Below are 20,477 nucleotides of genomic sequence, written 5' to 3'. Positions count from 1 at the left end.
GATGCCGGGACCGTTGGTCCCGCATCGGACTATTTCCTGACGAAGGTGAGATAGGCCGGCCGCCGGCCCTCGCGAATGGCTTTTGCCTCGTAGCGTGTGCCAGGCCAGCCTTCATAGGGCCGATGCCAGTCGGCCGCGTCCTCAGCCTGCCACAGGAGCGCGCCATGCGCCCGGCAGTGCAACAAGGTCCAATTAACATAGGTGTCGATGTCGGACGCGAAGCGGAATTTTCCGCCGGGCCTCAGAACACGCGCGAACCGATCGAGATTGAGCGGGCTGACAAAGCGCCGCTTCCAGTGCTTTTTCTTCGGCCAGGGATCGGGGTAGAGCAGGTCGATGCCGTCGAGCGAAGCCTGAGGCAACCAATCGAGCAGCCGCGTGGCGTCGTCATTGTGAACGCGAAGATTGGCGAGCGGCTTTTCCCGCACCGCCATCATCAGCTTGGCCATGCCGTTGACGAACGGCTCGACACCGATGAAGCCGGCCGCCGGGGCCTCCGTGGCCCGATGCAGCAGATGCTCGCCACCGCCGAAGCCGATTTCCAGCCGAACCGTTGAAACATCCGCTGCGAACAGCGTGCGCAGCTCTGCCGGCGCATCGGCGGAGAGGTCGAGGCCATAGGCGCCAAGACCGCTTTCCAGCGCCGCCGCCTGCTGCGGGCGAATGGTCTTGCCATGCCGGCGGCCGAAGAACCCTTCGGTCGCCCGGCTCCGCCTTTCCTTTGGATCCATGGCTGGGTCGCGCGCCGCCCTCAGGCGGCGACCGCGTCCTTGAGCGCCTTGGCCAGATCGGTCTTCTCCCAGGAGAAGGACCCGTCGCGGCCGGCCTTGCGGCCGAAATGGCCGTAGGACGACGTCTTGGCGTAAATCGGCTTGTTGAGGTCGAGATGCCTGCGGATGCCGGACGGCGACAGATCCATCACGGTGCGCAGCGCCTCCTCGAGCTTAGCCTCGTCGACCTTGCCGGTGCCGTGCAGGTCGACATAGACCGACAGCGGCTGGGCAACGCCGATGGCGTAGGAAAGCTGGATGGTGCAGCGATCGGCGAGCTTGGCCGCCACGACATTCTTGGCGAGGTAACGCGCCGCATAGGCAGCGGAACGGTCGACCTTGGTGGTATCCTTGCCGGAGAAAGCGCCGCCGCCATGCGGGGCCGCGCCGCCATAAGTGTCGACGATGATCTTGCGGCCGGTCAGGCCAGCGTCGCCATCCGGGCCGCCGATGACGAACTTGCCAGTCGGGTTGATGTACCACATGCAATCGTCGGCAATCTTGAGGTCGCCGAGCGCCTCGCGGATATAAGGTTCGACGACCTTGCGGACCTTCTTGGAATCCCAGCTCGCATCGAGATGCTGGGTCGACAGCACGATCTGCGTCGCTTCCGCCGCCTTGCCGTCGATGTAGCGGACGGTGACCTGGCTCTTGGCGTCGGGACCGAGCTTGCCGGCCTCGCCGTTGTTTTCGTGACGGGCGGCTGCGAGCAATTCGAGGATCTTGTGGCTGTAATAGATCGGTGCCGGCATCAGGTCCGGCGTTTCGCGGCAGGCATAGCCGAACATGATGCCCTGGTCGCCGGCACCTTCCTCGCCCTGGCGGTCGGCGGCGTTGTCGACGCCCTGGCCGATGTCAGGCGACTGGCCGTGCAGCAGAACCTCGATCTTTGCCGTTTTCCAGTGGAAGCCGGCCTGCTCGTAGCCGATCTCGCGAATGGCCTTGCGGGCGACCGACTTGAACTTGGCCGGATTGACGACCGGGTGGCCGGCGGCATCCATCAGGATCTTGCCAGCCTTATCCTTCTTCAGCAGCGTCTCGGGAACGCGGACCTCGCCGGCGATGACAACACGGTTGGTGGTGGCCAGAGTCTCGCAGGCGACGCGGACTTTCCACGGGTCCATGCCGGTCTTCTTGGCCTCGCGATAGACCAGATCGACGATCTCGTCGGAGATGCGGTCGCAAACCTTGTCGGGATGACCCTCGGCAACGGATTCCGAGGTGAAGAAGTAGTTCTGCCGCGTCACGGGTGTCCCCTCTTGAAAAAACGATCGGCAGGGCTGCCGATTTTGGCGCGCCACGTGTTAACGGTGCCGGGCGCCGCTCGTCAAGCGGTGCCGCGGTTCTGGCATGAATGTCGCAGCAATATATCTTGTACCACCGGCGGCTTGGCGCCGCCGGCAGTCGAGCCCTTGAGCTACTCCGGCCAATGGGTCAATCGACGCACCGGATCACTCGGCATCTTCGGCAGCAAGGGATTTCACCAGATCAATGATCCGGCGGCGCACCTTCACATCCGCTATCTTGACGAAGGCGCGGTTGAGCTGAAGTCCTTCCGGACTGCCGCAGAATTCGACGGCGAAAGCCATCGAAGCGTCCTCGGCAAATCCTCTGTTACCCACCGGCTCCTGCCCTGGCGCATCCTCGAAAAAGAAGGCGACAGGCACGCTGAGTATCGAGGCTATTGCCTGCAGGCGGCTGGCGCCGACGCGATTCGTTCCCTTTTCATATTTTTGGATCTGCTGAAACGTAATACCGAGATTTTCACCCAGCTTTTCCTGGCTCATTCCAAGCATATTGCGCCGAAGCCGGACGCGACTTCCGACATGGATGTCGATCGGATTCGGTTTTTTCTTGTTTTCTTCTGTCATTTTTTCCTCGCCGAATTTTTCCGGCCTTTTCTATTTTTCTCGCCCAAACGAAGCCGGAGCCAACTGCCCCAACAGAAACACCAACCGACTTCGAGAAAATTAGGCGGGAACAGTATGAGTTTCTAATGTGTCGACTGTCAATTCACCCGTAGCCGTTGCCTTACGTTCAAGCCGAGGGCGATCACGGCAAACAGGAACATGATCAGCATTCCGTTAATGCGCCGTTGACCGGCGGAGATGAAGGCCTGCCCGGAGATGGGCACCCGCACGTCGATGGCGCCGCGCGCATCGACCGCCAGGGCGTCGACGATGCGCCCGCGCGTATCGACAACGGCCGAAATGCCGTTGTTGGCTGCGCGCAACAGGGGCAATCCATTTTCCACCGCACGAATCTGCGCCTGCCTGAAATGCTGGTACGGCCCGGGTGTGTCGCCGAACCAGGCGTCGTTGGTGACATTCACAATAAGCTGGGATGACGTTGCGTCAACTGCCACCAGATCGGGAAAGATCACCTCGTAGCAAATAAACGGCAAGGCGCTTATGCCGCCGGGCAAGACGATCGGGTGGCGTTCATTGCCGGCCGCAAAGTTCATCGGTCCGGCGACAAGCTGTTCGATGCCGAAGCGGCTGAGCAGACCGGAAAACGGCAGATACTCGCCGAAGGGCACCAGATGGACCTTGTCGACGGCGTCGGCAATCTCGCCCTTGTCGTCGATCGCCACCACGGAATTGTAATAGCGGCTGCCGGCATCGGCCCCCGATCCGCCCTCCTCGCGCACAACGCCGGCAATCAGCATCTGCCCAGGCTGCAGCATGTCGCCGAGCGCGGTCAGCGCATCGGGGCGCTCGGTGAACAGAAACGGCACCGAGGTCTCCGGCCACAGGATCAGCTGCGGTTTGTTATGACCTGGATCCGGCGCTGCGGCCGACAGGCCCATCATGGTGGCGAAGATGCGGTCGCGCACCGAAGCGTCCCACTTCTCGCTGAGATCTACATCCGGCTGCACGATGCGGACATCGAGATTGTGCGTTGCCGGCTTGTCGGGGGTCGCCAGCCTGAAATAGCCGAAGCCGACATGGGCGGCGACGAGAGCGGCAAGCAATACCAGTCCGAGGCGCAGATGCCGGCGCGCGGCGAGCAGAGCCGGCATGGCAAAGACAAAGACCGCCAGCGCGTTCATGCCGATCATGCCGGTCACCGACACGCTCTGCATCAACAGCGGCACGGGCATCGCCGCATAGCCGACGGCATTCCAGGGAAAGCCGGTGAACAGGAAGCCTCGCAGCCATTCGGTCAGGCCAAAAGCAAAGGCAAGAGCGGCGATGCGGCCGATGTCGTTGGTCCATAACAGCCGGGCGACGACCGCGGCGAATCCGTAGAAAAACGCCAGCGCCAAAGGAATGCCGACGACCGCGAAGGGCAAGGCCCAGGCGAAACTGTCGGCCTCGACCAGAAGCGCCTCGCCGATCCACCACAGGCCGGCGAGGAAATAACCGAAACCGAACCACCAGCCGATGGCAAAGGCTGGCCGCAGGCGCCTGAGCCAGCTGTCAGAAGCTTCGCCGGTGGCGCCGTCGAGCAGCCAGACCAGCAGCGGAAACGAGACGAAACAGACGGCGAAGAAATCGTAAGGAGCCTGGGCGAGAACCGCGAGCGCGCCGGCAAGAAACGCCACCAGCGCGCGCCGCCAGCCCCAAAGCAGAATTATCCGGCCGGCCAGGCGCTCCATGCAGACTTCCCAAGTCGTGCGAATCAGGAGCCAAGATTTATCAGATTTATTGAAATACGACTCGCTGCGAACCGGCCAATCACTGCGTTACCGGTGCCAGCCGTCGATGCTGAAGCCGCTCAGCTGCTCGGCCTCCTCGCGCGAAACGGCACGCAAGGTCTGGGTGAAGGTCCAGATATGGCCTTCGGGATCGCGCGCCCGGTATTGCCGCTCGCCGTAGAAATGGTCGGCAGGCGCCTCGACTATCTCGGCTCCGGCCGCCCTCGCCCGTTCGCAATGCGCGTCCAGGCCGTCTTTCAGCCGCACACAAACCGCCTGGGTGTTCTTGCCGCCGACGGTTGCCGGGCTGGCGACGTGATCGGCCCATTCGGAATCGACGATGATGTAGCCGTCGCCGAAACGCATTTCGGCATGGACCAGCTTTCCGTCGGCGTCGCTGACCACCATGCTCGGTTCGAAACCGAAAGCGGCTTCAAGCCAGATCAGTGCAGCCCTTGGATCCCTATAGAAAACCCCGGAACCGAACGTGGTGTGCTTGAACGGGTCTTCGACCGTCATGCGGCGCGAATCAGGCCTGCTCGGTGCGAGGGGTGGCGCGGCGGCGGCGCTCGCCTTTCTGGTTCTGGACGATGCGCACGCGCTTGACGCGGCGCGGATCGGCGTCGAGCACGTGGAACTCGAAGCCGGGTATCGCCTGGACCACTTCGCCACGCGCGGGCACGCGGCCCAGCGTGTTGAAGATCATGCCGCCAATGGTGTCGACATATTCGCCATGTTCGCCGGCGGTAAAGTCCTCGCCGATCATCTTGGCGACCTCGTCGATCTCAGCCTTGCCGTCGACGACGAAGACGCCCTCGCCGGTCTGGGTGATCAGCGGCTCATCTTCGTCATGCTCGTCCTCGATGTCGCCGACGACCATTTCGACGATGTCTTCCAGCGAGGCCAGGCCATCCGTGCCGCCATATTCGTCGATGACCAGCGCCATCTGGGTGCGCGTTGTCTGCATGCGACCCATCAAGTCGGAGGCAAGCATGGAGGGCGGCACGAACAGTACCGGGCGGATCAGATTGAGGTCGCCGATGGTGCGTCGGAGATCTACCTGGGCGAGGTCGAGAAGCGTCGTTGCTGGCGTCTTCCTCGATGTCCTGCCCTTCTTGACGCGGGCGACCTTGGTGATGTGCGCCAGCACGTCACGGATGTGAACCATGCCGCGCGGGTCGTCGAGCGTCTCGGAATAGACCGGCATGCGCGAATGGCCGGATTGCTCGAACAGGCCGAGCAGATCGCCCAAAGTCGTGGTGATCTCGACCGCCTCGATGTCGGCGCGCGGCACCATGACGTCCTCGACGCGCACTTCGCGCAGGCGCAGTATGTTGTTGAGCATGGCGCGTTCGCCGGGCGAAAAAGACTCGGCATCGCTTGTCGTTTCGGCAAGCGCGCCGGCGATTTCCTCGCGCAGGCTGGTGCCGTTGCGCTGCCGGAACAGGCCCAAAACGCGGTCGAACAGAGACGGACCGGCAGGCGATGGCTCGCTGGCAATACTACCAGAAGCGGGGCTGCCGGTGATGGTACTCGGACTCGATCCCTCTTCCGTAGTATCGGAAGGCTTGGTCGCACTGCCAGCCTCGGGGCGGGCGGCAGTTTCTGGTTTGTCGTTCATCGTCGTCCGGTCAATTGGTCTTTTGTCATTACGTGTAGGGATCGGGAATGGCAAGCCTTGCAAGCGCCGCGCGCTCGATAGCTTCCATCTCCTCGGCCTCTGCATCGGTCTCGTGATCGTAGCCCAGCAAATGCAGCAGGCCGTGGATGACGAGATGGGTGATATGGTTCTCGAAGGGCTTCTCTTCCAGGGCCGCTTCGCGCGCGACCGTCTCGGCAGCGAGCACGATATCGCCCAGCATCGGCGGCAGCTTGCCGCCCTTGGGGAACGGAAAAGCCGGGAAAGACAAGACGTTGGTGGCCTTGTCCCTGCCGCGCCAGCCAGCGTTGAGGGTGCGGATATGGGCATCGTCGGAAAAGACGATGCTGAGCTCGGAAGGGCCGGCAGCAGCGGTTTCGGCAAAGGCGGCCGCTACGGCGCGGTCGACCAAAAGGGTCAGCGCCGCCTCGCCGGGCCAATCGCCGGCCTCGACCGATAGGTCGATCTCGACGGGGATCGAACTACCCCCGCCACCAGTCTTTATGTCTTCAGGCATGAGCCCGCATCGTCACATCAATTCTCGGCGCCGAGGCCGCGCGACAGCTTGGCGTCGCGGTCATAGGCCCTGACAATTTCCGCCACCAGCGGATGGCGCACGACGTCGCCATCGTTGAAGCGCACGGTTACCGCGCCGGCCACGCCGTCAAGGACACGCAAGGCTTCGACCAGGCCCGATTTGGTGCTTGGAGGCAGATCGATCTGCGTCGGATCGCCGGTGACGATCATGCGCGAATTCTCACCGAGGCGGGTCAGAAACATCTTCATCTGCATCGGCGTGGTGTTCTGCGCCTCGTCGAGGATGACGGCGGCGTGTGCCAGTGTTCGTCCGCGCATGAAGGCCAGCGGCGCGATTTCGATGACTTCGGCGGCGATAGCACGCTCAACCTTGTCGGCCGGCATCATGTCGTAGAGCGCATCATAAAGCGGCCGCAGATATGGATCGACCTTTTCCTTCATGTCGCCAGGCAGGAAGCCCAGCCGCTCGCCGGCCTCGACCGCCGGTCGCGACAGGATGATGCGCTCGACCATGCCGCGTTCGAGCAACATCGCCGCATGCGCCACCGCCAGATAGGTCTTGCCGGTGCCGGCGGGACCGATGCCGAACACCAGTTCCGAGCGCTCCAGCGCCCGCATATAGGCGTCCTGGTTGAGCGAACGGGCATAGATGGTCTTCTTGCGGGTGGATATCTGGGCGGCCGAGACCTTGCCCTTGCGCTCCAGCGTCGGCAGCGTCAGCTGGTCGTCGGCGGCAACCGCCATGCGCACGGCTCCGTCCACGTCGGACTGGCCGATATCGGTGCCTTTCTGGAGAATGCCATAGAGATTGTCGAGCGCGCGGCGCGCCTGCTCGGCCGCCGAGGCCGAGCCCTTGATGGTCAACTGGTTGCCACGCGAGCGGATGTCGACGCCGAGCTTCTGCTCGAGCCGGGCCAGGTTCTCGTCAAACTGGCCGTACAGGGCGCTGGCAAGCTTGTTGTTGTCGAAAGTCAGAACGATGTGCGCCATGTCAGAGGCCCCGGATGTCTGGTTCTGGGGCAGAGTCTTCACTTCAGCAGCGCTCAACCGTCTCTCCTCATCTGCCGAGGCCATCAGGCCAATTCGGCGAACAGGCTATTGTAGCCCGTCTTCGTGATTCGCACCCGGATAATGTCACCGATTTCGCCGGCCTTTTCATCAACAATAACCGGCTGCAGCCAAGGCGAACGGCCGACCTTCTGGCCAGCCTGACGGCCGGGCTTCTCGATCAGCGTATCGATGGTGCTGCCGACCAGGCTCAGGCCGAAATCCTGCTGCTGTTTGAGCAGCAGCGCCTGCAGCCGCTGCAAGCGCTCATCCTTGATCGCTTCCGGCACGTGATCGGGCATATCGGCCCCCGGCGTGCCGGGGCGCGGCGAATATTTGAACGAGAAGGCCGAGGCGTAGTTGACCTGGCGCACCAGTTCCATCGTCGCCTCGAAATCGGCGTCAGTCTCGCCGGGGAAGCCGACGATGAAGTCACCGGACAGCGCGATGTCGCCGCGGGCGGCGCGGATGCGCTCGAGTAGCGCCAGGTAATCCTTGGCCGTGTGCCTTCGGTTCATCGCCTTGAGGATGCGGTCGGACCCGGATTGCACCGGCAAATGCAGATACGGCATCAAAGCCGGCAGGTCGCGGTGGGCAGCGATCAGTTCGTCGTCCATGTCGCGCGGATGGCTGGTGGTGTAGCGCAGCCGCGCCAGGCCGGGGATCTCGGCCAACCGGAACAACAGGCGGCCCAGGCCCCATTCCGCGCCGTCTTCGCCCTTGCCGTGCCAGGCGTTGACGTTCTGGCCAAGCAGCGTCACCTCACGCACGCCGGCGTCGGCCAGGCGCTCGGCTTCGGCGACGATCTGCGCCACCGGCCGCGACACTTCCGAGCCCCTGGTATAGGGCACGACGCAGAAGGTGCAGAATTTGTCGCAGCCTTCCTGAACGGTGAGGAAGGCGGTGACGCCGCGCTTGATGACTTCGGCACGCTTCGGCTGCGGCAGGTGCTCGAACTTGTCCTCGATGGCGTATTCGGTCTCGACAATCTTCTCGCCGCCGCGCACCCGCGCCAGCACGTCGGGCAACCGGTGATAGGTCTGCGGACCGATGACAAGGTCGACGGCGGGCGAACGGCGGATGATTTCCGCGCCCTCGGCCTGCGCGACGCAGCCGGCGACGCCGATCAGCATTTCGCGCCCTGCTGCGGCGCGTTCGGCCTTCATGTCACGAATGCGGCCGAGTTCGGAATAGACCTTTTCCGCCGCCTTTTCCCTGATGTGACAGGTGTTAAGCAGCACAAGGTCGGCTTCGGCGATGGTGTCGGTCGCGGTATAGCCGTCGGCGGCCAGCGCATCGGTCATGCGTTGTGAATCATAGACATTCATCTGGCAGCCATAGGTCTTGACGAAGACCTTTTTGGCCGGGGCGGACGCCACAACCTTGCTTTCGGCGGCAATGTCGGTGTCGTTCCGCTCTATCGTGTTCAAATCCATCCGGCGGCTTCTAACGCCTTTCCGTGACAAAAAACAGACGATTCTCGAGATGCGCCGATAGGCGCACTGCCTGCGCTAGCGGCTCGGGAGGGGGTCGGCGATTGCCGCCTGCATCATCGCGCGCACCTGGCTTTCCATCAGCCTCGATGTCTCCTTGCGGTTCGAGCCCTTGGAAAAGACGATTGGCTCGCCGAAATGCACTTCGACGTCGAGGGCGCCTTCGGCCATCAGCACCTTGAGATGCGGCATCAGGTCCTGATCGCCGATCCAGGCGGCGATCGACCTGTGACGGCGGCCGAGCGGCACGCCGTGCACCCGTGTATAGGCGATCGCCAGCGGCTGGATGAAGACCTGCTCGGCCGCGCCTTCCGAAATCGCCATCGAGGCGGCACCGAACAAGGTGCTCTTGAACGGCAGCATGGTGTTGCCATCGCCAGTCGAGCCCTCGGCAAACAGAACCATGGCATCGCCCTTGGCCATGCGGCTGGCGATCTCGCTGGCCTGGTCGCCCGCCGTGCGCTTGCGCTCACGCTCGATGAAGACTGTGCGTTGCAGCTTCGACAGCCAGCCGATCAGCGGCCACCCCTCCATGTCCGCCCTGGCGATGAACGTCACATCGGCAAAAGAGCCGAGCACCATGATGTCGGTCCAGGAGATGTGGTTCGAGGCGACCAGCAGCGGGCGCTGGCTGGACAATTTGCCTTTGACGTGGATGCGCAAGCCGAGTGTGCGGACAATGAGCCTGTGCCAGACCTTCAGAATGACCGTCTCGCGCCAGATTCCGGTCTTCATCGACAGCAGTTGCAGCGGCACAAGCGCCAGCGAGCCGACGACAACGAGGCTCAGCGCCAGGAAAATCCTGATTTTTCCGATCATGCGCCTGGCCGCCTTATCGCTACAGCGCCGCGCGTCCCATTGGTCGCGCAAAGGACGCTGTACCCCTTAGATTGGCGCATGATCCCTTTCTGAAAATCGTTCCGATTTTCAGGGTCATGCGCGCGCTCTCGCTAACGAAGATCGCGGCGCATGACAAGCGCGCCGGTCGGGCCATGTTCGGTCGAGCGGTAATAATTGGCGCGGTGGCCGACCTGGCGGAAGCCGAGCCGTCGGTACAGGGCGATCGCGGCGACATTGGTCTCGTCGACTTCGAGGAACAGCGCCTCGGCGCGCTGCGCGTGCAGTTCGCGCAGCACCGCGTCCATCAACTGCCAGCCGAGCCCCTGGCGGCGATGCGAGCGCGCCACCGCCACGGTCAGGATCTCGCCTTCGCCGGCGGCAAGCCTGGCCAGCACGAAGCCGACCGGCGGCTTGGCGCCCTGGCCGATCTCACGCGCAGCATAGCCGAACACGGTGTCCTGCTCGAGCAGCGCGGCGAACTCACCATCGGTCCACGGCCGGACGAAATCCTCGCGATGCAGCGCCGAGACCGCCGGGCTGTCGGCGATGGTCAGCGGTTCGAGCGCATAGTCCCTGCGGCGCGGCTGGAGGAAGGGAATGCGCATTATTTGTCCTGCCGCGATAAAATGAACCCCGCCTGCGGCTTGGCGTCGGCGCCGCGCAGATAGAGGGGTTTCGGTTTTTCGCCCTCGCCTTTTGCCGCTGCCAGCCGGGCGTAGATCGCAATGTCGGCAGTGGCCGTTGTGGGGCCGATATCGAAGATGTGTCCGACCGCCGCGGCGATCTGCTCAGCCGCCGTGCCGGCAAGCACCGGACGATTGTTCGCCGCCATTCCCGCGGCTTGCGCAAGTGTGGTCACCGCCGGACCATAGCGCAAAATCGCATCCGCATCGTAAAACGCGGCATGGATCTCCTCGCGGCCGGCGTCGAGCGCGGCCAGGACCGGGCGGCCGGGGAATGGCGCGCTTGCTTCTGCCGCCAACGCTTCCAGCGTCGTCACGCCGATCGCCGGGATTTTCAGCGCCAGCGCCAGGCCGCGCGCCGCCGACACGCCGACACGCAGGCCAGTGAACGAGCCAGGGCCAACGGACACCGCGACCGCGCCAAGGCCGGCATAGTCGGTTTCGCCCGCCTTCAGCGCTTCATCGATGACGGCCATCAGGTGTTCGGCATGGCCCTTGCCGAGATCGCGTACGGAGCGGCCGAGCTCCTTGCCGGCCGCCGCGTCATAGACGCAGGCGGCGCAGAGATTGGCGGCACAGTCGATGGCAAGCAGTTTCATGGGCGACCGGTTCGAAAAACAGTCTCCCTCTGCCCGCCATGGCTCGCCGCCGCAAGAGCCAGCGTGTAAATTGTTAAGCGGCTTCGCTTCGGCGGCCTATGCCACCGCCTCGATGCGCAGCATGTGGTTGTCCCAGACATAATCGGGCTCGGAGCGCGTCGTGCCGCTGCCTTCGATGATTTCGCCAGCACCTGTCGTCGCCATGAAGCCCGGCCCGTCGGGTGCCAGGCCGCAGACCTCGACCAGCACCTTGGTGGCGACGATCTTGCCGCTGGCGGCATCGATCACGGCCAGCGAATTGCCTTCCGGTGACGACACCGCGACCGTTCCAGCAACCGGATTGGCCGCGACCGAACCGATATAGTTCTTGAAGCCGGACAGCACGTCCTGCGGCATGTCGATCAGCTGCAGGTCCTTGCCACGGGCCGCGCGGCCGACCAGCAACGGACGGTCGGTGCCTGGACCACGATACTGGCAGCCGAACCAGATGGTGCCGGACGCATCGGCATCCATGTGGCGGATCGACAGTTGGTGCAGGGAAGCCGGCAGCTCGTGTTTTTCGATGAGGTCGCCGGTCACGCGGTCGACCAGCACATAAGACGGCTTCATCGTCGCGATGTTGAGTTCGGCGCGGCCATAGTCCGGATGGGTCTCGATGCCGCCATTGGCGATGGCGACCGTCCTGCCGTCGCCAAGCAGCAGAAGCTCGTGCGGCCCCATGCCATAGGTCGGGAACTCGCCGATGCGGCTGAATTTGGCGCGTGCGTCGTAGATTCCGACGACGCCGGCGGCATTGTCGAAATCATTCTCGGTGGCGTAAAGCAGCGCCCCATCGGCCGAGAACACGCCATGGCCGAAGAAGTGCCGAGCGGTGATGCTGGCAATGGTCTGCGGCGCTTCGCGGCCGCTGTGGTCGAAGACCACGGCGAAGGTGCCGGGCTGCCTGGCGAAGACCACGGAGCGCTTCGATACCGGATCGAAGGTGACGTCGTGGCCACGGTCGGGCAGGTCGATCGCATGCAGTAGTTTGCCGGCTTCCGACAGCATAGCCGCGCCAAAACTGCCGTCGCGCTTGACGAAGGCGGTGGCAAAGACCGCATCCGTGCTGAGCGTTTCCGCCCAGGCCCGAGGCGCCATAGCCGCTATGAAGCCAGCGCCGGCGGCCTTCAGAAAATCGCGGCGATCGATCAGTGGCGTCCTCATGATCAGTCTCCGTCGAGCGAGGAGAAGCCGGCGGTCAGGCCGAATTCGGCCGTCAACCTGGTGCCGATCAAGCCTGACAGGCTGGAGGTGATCAGCGCGAAATGTTCGAGCTTCTCGCGCTGCGCCGGATCGGCCAGCGCCTTGTCGATCGGGCCCTGGACTGACCTGGCGGTGGCGATGCCGTTGACCAGCTGGATATGGATCGATTCCGCCATCCAGCGTGCATCCTCCGGCAGCGCGTCGCCGAGTTTCGAGGCCTCAAACAGCGTGTCGATGCCTGAGAGATTGCCGGCTAATGACAGGCCGGTGTTCTGCGAGCGCCAGAAGATCGCCTGCCTTGGCTTGTCGGCATCCGGCTTGGCGCCGAGAAAACCCTTGAGGCGCACGTCTCGGACCATCTCCAGCTCGTTGATGAAGACGCCGACCAGTTCGTTCACCGCTTCGGTGCCGTCGCGATAGAGCGCGTTGTCGGGTCCCGGATTGGCCCACAGGGCCGCAAAGCCGTCCGGCTTTTTCCAGGCTGCGTCGACGTCGGCGGCCATCGTCTCGATATTCTTGGCAATCGCCGCGCCGTAGGCGCAGCGGTACGGATCGTCCTTGCCGGCGAGCGCGTCAGCGCCATCGCCATAGAGCACGAACTCCAGCGCCCCTAACCCCTGCATGGCGACGCTCTTGCCCGCCAGCTGCGCCGGGTCGCTGGCGGTCGGGTCCTTGGCGGCCAGAGCGGCCTGCACCTGCTTCAGGCCGATGCTCTTGCGGTCCGGCCAGTAGAGCATGCGCTCCAGCCGGTTGTTCTCCTTGATCGGCCCGAAGCCGATGATTTCGGCCGACGACCAGGCTGCGACCGTAGCCGAGAATTCGGCATGCGCGGCGTCGAGATTGCCCTGCGAAGGTGCCTGGCAAAGCGCGTCCATGGCCTTGGCTAGGCCGTCCGCATGATCATGCAGACTGGCATAGGCGGGACGGACAAAGCCGTCGATCGCGCGCTGGATGACGTCGGAGGCTTTCACCGCGGCCGATGCCGGGGAGGACATGGCCAGCGCTAGCGCGAGGGCAGGCAAAAAGCGCTTCAGCATCAGAGTGACTCCAGGAATTTGATGAGAGCATCGCGGTCGGCCGCATCGGTAGCGGCAAAGCGGTCGCGCGCCTTCTGCCCCTCGCCGCCGTGCCAGAGGATAGCTTCGGTAAGCGTACGCGCACGCCCGTCATGCAGGAAGAAGCTGCTGCCGTTGACCGTCCTGGTGAGCCCGATGCCCCAGAGCGGCGGTGTGCGCCATTCGCTGCCCGTCGCCTCGCCAACGACCTGGCCATCGGCGAGACCGGGACCCATGTCGTGTAGCAGGAAGTCGGAATAAGGCCAGACCAGCTGGAACGCTTGAGCTTTGTTGGGCGTGCCGCGCATGGTGACGAATTTCGGTGTGTGGCAGGAGATGCAGCCCATGTCGTAGAACAGTTTCTTGCCGGCGAGCACGGCGGGATCGCCGACATCGCGCCGCGCCGGCACGGCAAGGTTCTGCGAATAGAAAGTGACAAGGTCCATCACCGGCGACGGCGCCTCGACAGTACCGAGCCGCTTCTGGACGCCGTTCGGCATGACGAGGCAGGCCTTTTCGGCCGTGGTGCAATCGCCCCAATGGTTGGGCTCTTCCGGCGTCGAAATGCCGATATCGCCGTCAAAGGCATCCGCCGCCTGCTGGCGGATCGAGGCGGTTTGCGCCTTCCAGCCGAAGCGGCCGAGTGTCAGTTCGCCGCTGCTGACGTCGCGTACGATGTTGGGTTTGCCGGAAATGCCGTCGCCATCGCGGTCGTCCGGATCGGCGTGGGCAAGAATATCGGCCGGTGCGATCTGTTCGATCAGGCCAAGGCCGATCATCGGCGGCGTCAGCCGCGGCGACACTGTGGTGTGCGGGTCGAGCGGGCCGTAGCCAAGACCATCGATGGCATAACTCGGTTTACGCAGCGAAACGACGGTGCCGTCGCCAAGCGCAACCTTTTCATCGCCATAGTCGACACGCATGCGGCCTTCGCCCTTGAGGCCGGGAACCGCCAGTTCCTGCAATTGCGTGCCGTAGACAGGGTCGGGGAAGTTCAACACTTTGTGCCCGGCGATCTCGGCCTTTTCCTCCGCTGTGCTGGCATCGCGCGCCAGCCGCAGGAACATCGAGGTGGTGCGGCTGTCGGCTGACGGCGGACGGCCGCGGCCGTCCTTCAAATGGCAATTCTGGCAGGCACGCTCGTTGAACAGCGGCCCGAGACCATCCGAGGCCTGGGTCGAGGACGGCGACGACACCCAGTTCTTGCGAAAAAGCGCGTTGCCGAGCTTGAAATTGCCCTCTTCCTCGAAGGTGATGTTTTCAGAGGGTTGCGAGAAGGCGTCGCGGTCGACCTGCTTGCGCGAGGTGCCGGCGCCGCCTTGCATCGTTTCGAAGGCTTCCGGTTTGGAGAAATCGGCGGTCGGCCTGGTGACGGCAATGACGCGGGCCTCATCCTTCGGCGTCAGGTCGGTGCGGCTGGTGGCGGGGCCGGTCGGGTCCACAGCACCAGCCAGCGCCGGGGCCGAAACAATCGCAAGGATGGCAATCGAAAGCCCGCGAAACGGCTGGTATCGCGGGTTTTCGAGGAGCGGCAGGCCGTTAGCCCGACGCAAGCGGCGCGGAAAATCTAGGAGGCGCCGCATTCCCGCATGGTCCTATTCCGCCTCATCCGCCGATGCGGCGTTGAGCTGGCCGTACTTTTCCTCGCCGATCGAGGCCAGCAGGTCGAGCTGCGTCTCGAGGAAGTCGATATGACCTTCCTCGTCGGCCAGCAATTCCTCGAACAGCTTCATCGTCACGTAGTCGCCTGCTTCTTCACAGATCTCGCGCGAACGCTTGTAGGCGGTGCGCGCGTCATACTCGCCGGCAAGATCGGATTCGAGCACTTCCTTGACATTCTGGCCGATGCGCAAAGGCGCCACGGACTGCAGATTGGGATGGCCTTCGAGGAAGATGATACGGGCCACCAGCCGATCGGCATGGTGCATTTCCTCGATCGATTCGGCGCGTTCCTTCTTTGCCAGCTTGGCGTACCCCCAGTCCTCCAGCAGACGGAAGTGCACCCAGTACTGATTGACGGCGCCGAGCTCCAGGAAAAGAGCTTCGTTAAGCCGCTCTATGATCTGCTTTTCGCCTTTCATGGGTTCTGCTCCCGTATTGGACGCGCAGGCCTCTAACGCGATCCAGATGTGAAACGATGTCGCTGCTCGCCTCCGAGCGGGCGTGGTAATTTTCGGTGACCCGAATGATCGTTTCGACCACATTTGGGAAGCAGCCGCAACAGCGACCGCGCTTTTGCATCGTGTGATAGACTTTCGCCGGCACGATGAGCTGCCAGGGATCCTGATCCAGCAGATCGACGATCGTCTGCTCAATCTCCTTTTCGGTGATGATATTGCAATGGCAGATCAGCATGGATTGGCTCTGGCTGACGGCGCCTCCTCCGCGCCGTTTGGCTGGTGGTTGGTTGGGGTGTTACTTGAACACCTTCTCCGGTGCATCAAGGCTGTCGGAACCCTCAAAAGCAATATCGTTGAGCTTCAAGGCACCAACGGCGCGTTCGATCGACTTGGTCTGGTCGACCAGCGCGTCGATTGCCGCCTGCACCGTGGCGTTGCCTTCGGTGTTGCCCTCGGCGATCTGCTGGTCATAGGCCTCACCGGCCACAGCCCGCGCCTTGATCGCCTCCATCTTGGCGACCGAGACGTCGAGCTTGTCGGACAGTTCCTTGTCGATCGCCGGATCGGCCGCCTTGACCATATCGTGCACCGACGGGCCCGAAACGACGGTGCCGTCAAGGCGCGCGTAGCTGGCGAGGTAGGCGGCGCGGATGCCGATCGCGTCATAGAGATGCGAGTTGTAGGTGTTGTCGGAGAAGCAGTCGTGCTCCTCTTCCGGATCGTGCAGCAGCAGGCCGAGTTTCATGCGCTCGCCGGCAAGTTCGCCGTAGGACAGCGAGCCCATGCCGGTGAAGATCACCGAAATGGCGGTGTTCGGCTGGCCGTCGAGGAGGTTCTTGCGGGCGGCGCCGTCTTCCTTCCAGTTGCCGACCATCTCCTGCAGGTCGGAGACCAGCAGATCGCTGGCCGACTTCAGATACTGCGCGCGGCGGTCGCAATTGCCGCCGGTGCAGTTCTTGAGGTCATAGTCGGTATAGGGTCGCTCGCCGGCGCCCGGGCCGGTGCCGTGCAGATCCTGGCCCCAGAGCAGGAATTCGATGGCATGATAGCCGGTCGCAACATTGGCTTCGATGCCGCCGGCTTCCTGCAGCGTGCCGGAGAGGAACTCCGGCGTCAGCTTCGAGGCGTCAACCTTCTTGCCGTTGATCTCGATTTCCTTGTTGGCGATCACATTGGCGGTGTAGAGCGCGTTGGCATCGGACTCGGTGCCATAGCTCTTGGCGACATAATCGATCAGGCCTTCGTCCAGCGGCCAGGAGTTCACCTTGCCTTCCCAGTCGTCGACGATCTTGTTGCCGAAGCGATATACCTCGGTCTGCTGGTAAGGCACGCGCGACGCCTTCCAGGCATCGCGGGCGGCGTTGAGCGTGTCGGCCGATGGATTGGCGAGCAGCGCGTCGACTGCCTTGTCGAGCGCCTGCGCGGTGGTCAGCGAATCCTCGTACTTGGCCAGCGCGATGTCGGAATAGGTTTTGATGACCGCCTTGGCGTCGGTCTCCGCCGCCTTGGCAGGCAGGATGAAAACCGCCGCCGTCAACATTGCCGTGGCACCGATCGCAGCCAGCCTGCCGCCATATCGTGCTGTCATCATCATTCTCCAGTTCAAAGGGAATTCGCTAAAAGGCGCGCGTGCCAAACGGTGCCAGGACACAGGCATGCCATAGGTCACAACGGATGCCGCGCCGTTGCGCGGCTCACGGTAGAAAGACACCAAATGCCTCCAATCGAACGGGTTCAAGGCCCAAACATCAAAGGGATGCGCTGACGCGCGAGCCTCCATAAAGCGATGGCGGCGCTGGAAGTCAACTGGCGAACCCCAGAAAATTCAATTGAAACAACAGTTTAGAATTATTCTAAACTAGGACTATCAACTTTAAATCGTATCCCCAGCAGCCCTGGTAAGAGACACCGAGATTGACAGACGACCATTCCGGGTGCGACCCGGACCCGGGCTCTTGCGACGGCGGCAGACAATCGCCATCTGGCGGAACAGCTCACAATCAGAGAGCATGATGTCGTCCGCAAACCGCTTCACACTTTTCGGCATCATGCTCCAGATTTGAAACAGGAATTCGGGTTGCGATGAAGAACGGTGTCGTCATTGTCGGTGCGGGTCATGCGGGCGTGCAAGCGGCCGCCAGCCTGCGCGAGGAAGGCTATGACGGACCAGTCATCCTGATCGGCGACGAAAACGAGCTGCCCTACCACAAGCCGCCTTTGTCGAAGACCTTCATCAAGGATGCCGAGGCCAAGGCGCAGCCATTGCGCGGCGAGGCTTTTTACACCGGCAGCACCATCGACTTCAGGCCGGGCATCCGAATCGACCGCATCGATACGGCAGACCGCAGGCTGGACATAGTGGGCGGCGGCGCGCTTGCCTTCAGCCGCCTTATCCTGGCCACCGGTTCGCGGCCGCGGCTTCTGCCGCTGCCGGGCGGGGACCTCTCGGGCGTGCTGTCGCTGCGCTCGATCGCCGATGCGCGGCTGATCCGCGAACTCAGTGCGCAGAGCGACGATGTAGTCATTCTCGGCGGCGGCTTCATCGGGCTGGAAATTGCGGCGACGCTGCGAGTGGCCGGCCGCAACGTCACCGTGGTCGAAGCCGTCGACCGGCTGCTCGGCCGCGCCGTGGCGCCGGTGGTGGCGAGCCATGTCCGCCAGCGGCTGGAGGCGCTGGGCGTGCGCATCCTCACCGGCACCACCATTGCCAGGCTGGAGGGCGAAAACGGCCATGTCTCAGCCGCCCTCACTTCCACCGGCGAAAGGCTGCCGGCACGCATGGTCATTGTCGGCATCGGCGCGGTGCCGAATGTCGAACTGGCGCAGGCCGCCGAGCTGACTGTCGCCAATGGCATCCGCGTCGACCAGCAGATGCGCTGCTCGGTGCCTGACATCCTCGCCATCGGCGACGCCGCTTCCTATCGCCACTGGTCGACCGGCGGCGACGTGCGGCTGGAATCGGTGCAGAACGCCACCGACCAGGCCCGGCTTGCCGCGCGCACCATAACCGGCCACGCCGACAGCTATTCGGCCGTGCCTTGGTTCTGGTCGGACATCGGCGACATGAAGTTGCAGATGGTCGGGCTGACGTCGGGCGGCGACAGTCATGTCGTGCTGGGCGACCTCGGCGATAACAAGTTCTCGATCTACCATTATGCCGGCAAACGGCTGCTCGGCATCGAATCGGTCAATCGCCCCGGCGACCATATGCTCGGCCGCAAGATGCTCGGCGTCGGGTTTTCGCCGACGCCGCAGACGGTAGCGGAAGGCCCTGATGGGCTGAAGGCGGCGCTGGCCGCCTTCCAGCAGGACGAGCCGGCCAGAGCTGCCGGCTAGCCCAATGTCTATCGACTAAGCAGCGCAGACTTCGCGGATCGAGCTTTCCAGAATGTCGAGCGCCTCGTTCATGACGTTGTCCTGGATGGTGATCGGGGCCAGGAAGCGGATGACGTTGCCGTAGACGCCGCATGTCAGCAGGATCAGGCCCTTGTCGAGCGCCTTCAGTCGAATGGCGTTGGCGATCTCAGCCGACGGCAGGCCTTTCTTGACGTCGTTGAATTCGACCGCGTTCATGAAGCCGAGGCCCCTTATATCGACAATCTCGGGCACGTCGTCACGGATCGCCTGCAGCCGTTGCTTCAGCCTGGCGCCCAGCGTGTTGGCGCGGTCGCAGAGCTTTTCGTCCTCGATTACGTCGAGCACGGCGTGTGCTGCAGCGACACCGATCGGGCTGCCGCCATAGGTGCCGCCGAGGCCGCCGGGGCCGGGCGCATCCATGATTTCGGCGCGGCCGGTGACCGCCGCCAGCGGGAAGCCGCCGGCCAGGCTCTTGGCCATGGTGGTGATGTCGGCCGCGACTTCATGATGGTCCATGGCAAACATCTTGCCGGTGCGGGCAAAGCCGGTCTGCACCTCGTCGGCGATGAGCAGCATACCGTGCTGGTCGCAGAGTTTGCGCAGCGCCGTCAGGAACTCGCGCGGCGCGTCATAGAAGCCGCCCTCGCCCTGCACCGGCTCGATGATGATGGCGGCCACGCGGGCCGGATCGACATCGGCCTTGAACAGTCTGTCGAGTGCCGCAAGCGAATCCGCCACCGACACGCCGTGTAGCGGCACCGGGAACGGCGCATGGTAGACGTCGCCCGGCATGGCGCCGAAACCGACCTTGTAGGGCACGACCTTGCCGGTCAGCGCCATGCCCATGAAGGTGCGGCCGTGGAAGCCGCCCGCAAAGGCGATGACGGCCTGGCGACCGGTGGCGTTGCGGGCGATCTTGATGGCGTTCTCGACCGCCTCGGCGCCGGTGGTGACGAAGATGGTTTTCTTCTCGAACTTGCCGGGCAGCATGGCGTTCAGCCGTTCGGCCAGCCTGACATAGCTCTCATAGGGCACCACCTGGTGGCAGGTGTGGGTGAAGCGGTCGAGCTGCGCCTTGACCGCCTCGATCACCTTGGGGTGGCGATGGCCGGTGTTGACGACGGCGATGCCGGAGGAGAAATCGATGTAGCGGCGGCCTTCGACGTCCCAGATCTCCGAATTCTCAGCGCGGTCGGCATAGATCTGCGTCGTCATGCCGACACCGCGCGAAATTGACTGGTTCTTGCGTTCGGAAATGGCTGCGTTCTTCATGGTCATCCCTCGTCGGGCTGGCGCCCGCCCTTGCTTGACAGGTCTCAAGCCTGTTCTGGCCTTATTTCACGTTTTCCTCAAGTCGGCACCGTCGCCCGGCGATTGGGCCTGCCGTCGGTGCGCGGCACGTCGACAGGTCCTAACCCGCTGACCGATACGCGTACGAGATCGGTTTCCTTTTCC

At 63.5% G+C, this 20,477-nt stretch carries 20 protein-coding genes; 1 reads left to right on the top strand and 19 read right to left on the bottom strand.

The window, feature by feature from the left end; translation table 11 throughout:
- Positions 1-29 precede the first annotated feature (29 nt).
- The 18 genes from trmB to AC1D1N_RS19300 form a co-directional block, all read right to left on the bottom strand.
- A complete protein-coding gene (gene trmB / locus AC1D1N_RS19385) occupies positions 30-731 on the bottom strand; it encodes a tRNA (guanine(46)-N(7))-methyltransferase TrmB (protein ID WP_436257948.1) in 702 nt (233 codons plus the stop codon).
- Positions 732-751: 20 nt separating this feature from the next.
- Positions 752-2,017, bottom strand: coding sequence for a methionine adenosyltransferase (gene metK, locus AC1D1N_RS19380; protein WP_436257947.1), 1,266 nt, complete (start codon positions 2,015-2,017; stop codon positions 752-754).
- Positions 2,018-2,221: 204 nt separating this feature from the next.
- Positions 2,222-2,641, bottom strand: coding sequence for a helix-turn-helix domain-containing protein (locus AC1D1N_RS19375; RefSeq protein ID WP_112393171.1), 420 nt, complete (start codon positions 2,639-2,641; stop codon positions 2,222-2,224).
- Between the two features lie 137 nt (positions 2,642-2,778).
- A complete protein-coding gene (lnt, locus tag AC1D1N_RS19370) occupies positions 2,779-4,371 on the bottom strand; it encodes an apolipoprotein N-acyltransferase (RefSeq protein WP_436257946.1) in 1,593 nt (530 codons plus the stop codon).
- Positions 4,372-4,458: 87 nt separating this feature from the next.
- Positions 4,459-4,929, bottom strand: a complete 471-nt coding sequence (locus AC1D1N_RS19365; protein ID WP_477350423.1) for a VOC family protein — start codon at positions 4,927-4,929, stop codon at positions 4,459-4,461.
- A gap of 10 nt (positions 4,930-4,939) precedes the next feature.
- The gene (locus AC1D1N_RS19360) at positions 4,940-6,031 is read right to left on the bottom strand and encodes a hemolysin family protein (protein ID WP_477350421.1); all 1,092 of its coding nucleotides are present in this window, start codon (positions 6,029-6,031) and stop codon (positions 4,940-4,942) included.
- A gap of 28 nt (positions 6,032-6,059) precedes the next feature.
- The gene (gene ybeY / locus AC1D1N_RS19355; RefSeq protein WP_436257943.1) at positions 6,060-6,566 is read right to left on the bottom strand and encodes an rRNA maturation RNase YbeY; all 507 of its coding nucleotides are present in this window, start codon (positions 6,564-6,566) and stop codon (positions 6,060-6,062) included.
- Between the two features lie 17 nt (positions 6,567-6,583).
- The gene (locus AC1D1N_RS19350; protein WP_477350418.1) at positions 6,584-7,576 is read right to left on the bottom strand and encodes a PhoH family protein; all 993 of its coding nucleotides are present in this window, start codon (positions 7,574-7,576) and stop codon (positions 6,584-6,586) included.
- An 83-nt stretch (positions 7,577-7,659) separates the two neighbouring features.
- Positions 7,660-9,069 (bottom strand): tRNA (N6-isopentenyl adenosine(37)-C2)-methylthiotransferase MiaB, encoded by a 1,410-nt coding sequence (gene miaB, locus AC1D1N_RS19345; RefSeq protein WP_477350416.1) that lies wholly within the window; start codon positions 9,067-9,069, stop codon positions 7,660-7,662.
- 75 nt (positions 9,070-9,144) lie between these two features.
- Positions 9,145-9,945, bottom strand: a complete 801-nt coding sequence (gene olsA / locus AC1D1N_RS19340; RefSeq protein ID WP_477350414.1) for a lyso-ornithine lipid O-acyltransferase — start codon at positions 9,943-9,945, stop codon at positions 9,145-9,147.
- A 131-nt stretch (positions 9,946-10,076) separates the two neighbouring features.
- The gene (rimI, locus tag AC1D1N_RS19335) at positions 10,077-10,571 is read right to left on the bottom strand and encodes a ribosomal protein S18-alanine N-acetyltransferase (protein WP_112566442.1); all 495 of its coding nucleotides are present in this window, start codon (positions 10,569-10,571) and stop codon (positions 10,077-10,079) included.
- The gene (tsaB, locus tag AC1D1N_RS19330) at positions 10,571-11,248 is read right to left on the bottom strand and encodes a tRNA (adenosine(37)-N6)-threonylcarbamoyltransferase complex dimerization subunit type 1 TsaB (RefSeq protein ID WP_477350412.1); all 678 of its coding nucleotides are present in this window, start codon (positions 11,246-11,248) and stop codon (positions 10,571-10,573) included. The genes rimI and tsaB overlap by 1 nt, the downstream gene beginning before the upstream one ends.
- 96 nt (positions 11,249-11,344) lie before the next feature.
- Positions 11,345-12,451, bottom strand: a complete 1,107-nt coding sequence (locus AC1D1N_RS19325) for a DUF1513 domain-containing protein (RefSeq protein ID WP_477350411.1) — start codon at positions 12,449-12,451, stop codon at positions 11,345-11,347.
- Positions 12,452-12,453: 2 nt separating this feature from the next.
- Entirely contained in the window at positions 12,454-13,527 is a 1,074-nt protein-coding gene (locus tag AC1D1N_RS19320) for an imelysin family protein (protein WP_477350409.1), read from the bottom strand.
- Positions 13,527-15,128, bottom strand: a complete 1,602-nt coding sequence (locus AC1D1N_RS19315; protein WP_477350407.1) for a di-heme oxidoreductase family protein — start codon at positions 15,126-15,128, stop codon at positions 13,527-13,529. The genes AC1D1N_RS19320 and AC1D1N_RS19315 overlap by 1 nt, the downstream gene beginning before the upstream one ends.
- A gap of 12 nt (positions 15,129-15,140) precedes the next feature.
- Entirely contained in the window at positions 15,141-15,626 is a 486-nt protein-coding gene (bfr, locus tag AC1D1N_RS19310; protein ID WP_142868533.1) for a bacterioferritin, read from the bottom strand.
- Complete coding sequence (locus tag AC1D1N_RS19305) at positions 15,592-15,900, bottom strand: (2Fe-2S)-binding protein (protein ID WP_477350405.1); 309 nt, start codon at positions 15,898-15,900, stop codon at positions 15,592-15,594. The genes bfr and AC1D1N_RS19305 overlap by 35 nt, the downstream gene beginning before the upstream one ends.
- Positions 15,901-15,960: 60 nt before the next feature.
- On the bottom strand, positions 15,961-17,253 hold the full coding sequence (locus AC1D1N_RS19300) for an imelysin family protein (RefSeq protein WP_352587124.1): 1,293 nt from the start codon (positions 17,251-17,253) through the stop codon (positions 15,961-15,963).
- Positions 17,254-17,747: 494 nt separating this feature from the next.
- Between AC1D1N_RS19300 and AC1D1N_RS19295 the strand changes: the two genes are divergently transcribed.
- Positions 17,748-19,001 (top strand): NAD(P)/FAD-dependent oxidoreductase, encoded by a 1,254-nt coding sequence (locus AC1D1N_RS19295; RefSeq protein ID WP_477350403.1) that lies wholly within the window; start codon positions 17,748-17,750, stop codon positions 18,999-19,001.
- Between the two features lie 15 nt (positions 19,002-19,016).
- Here AC1D1N_RS19295 and AC1D1N_RS19290 read toward each other — a convergent pair whose 3' ends face one another.
- On the bottom strand, positions 19,017-20,294 hold the full coding sequence (locus AC1D1N_RS19290) for a 4-aminobutyrate--2-oxoglutarate transaminase (protein ID WP_142868528.1): 1,278 nt from the start codon (positions 20,292-20,294) through the stop codon (positions 19,017-19,019).
- Positions 20,295-20,477: the final 183 nt, after the last annotated feature.

The sequence above is a fragment of the Mesorhizobium sp. P2_B5 genome (assembly GCF_056404775.1).
Note: the sequence above shows the minus strand (reverse complement) of the source record. Positions and strands in the feature narration are given on the sequence as shown.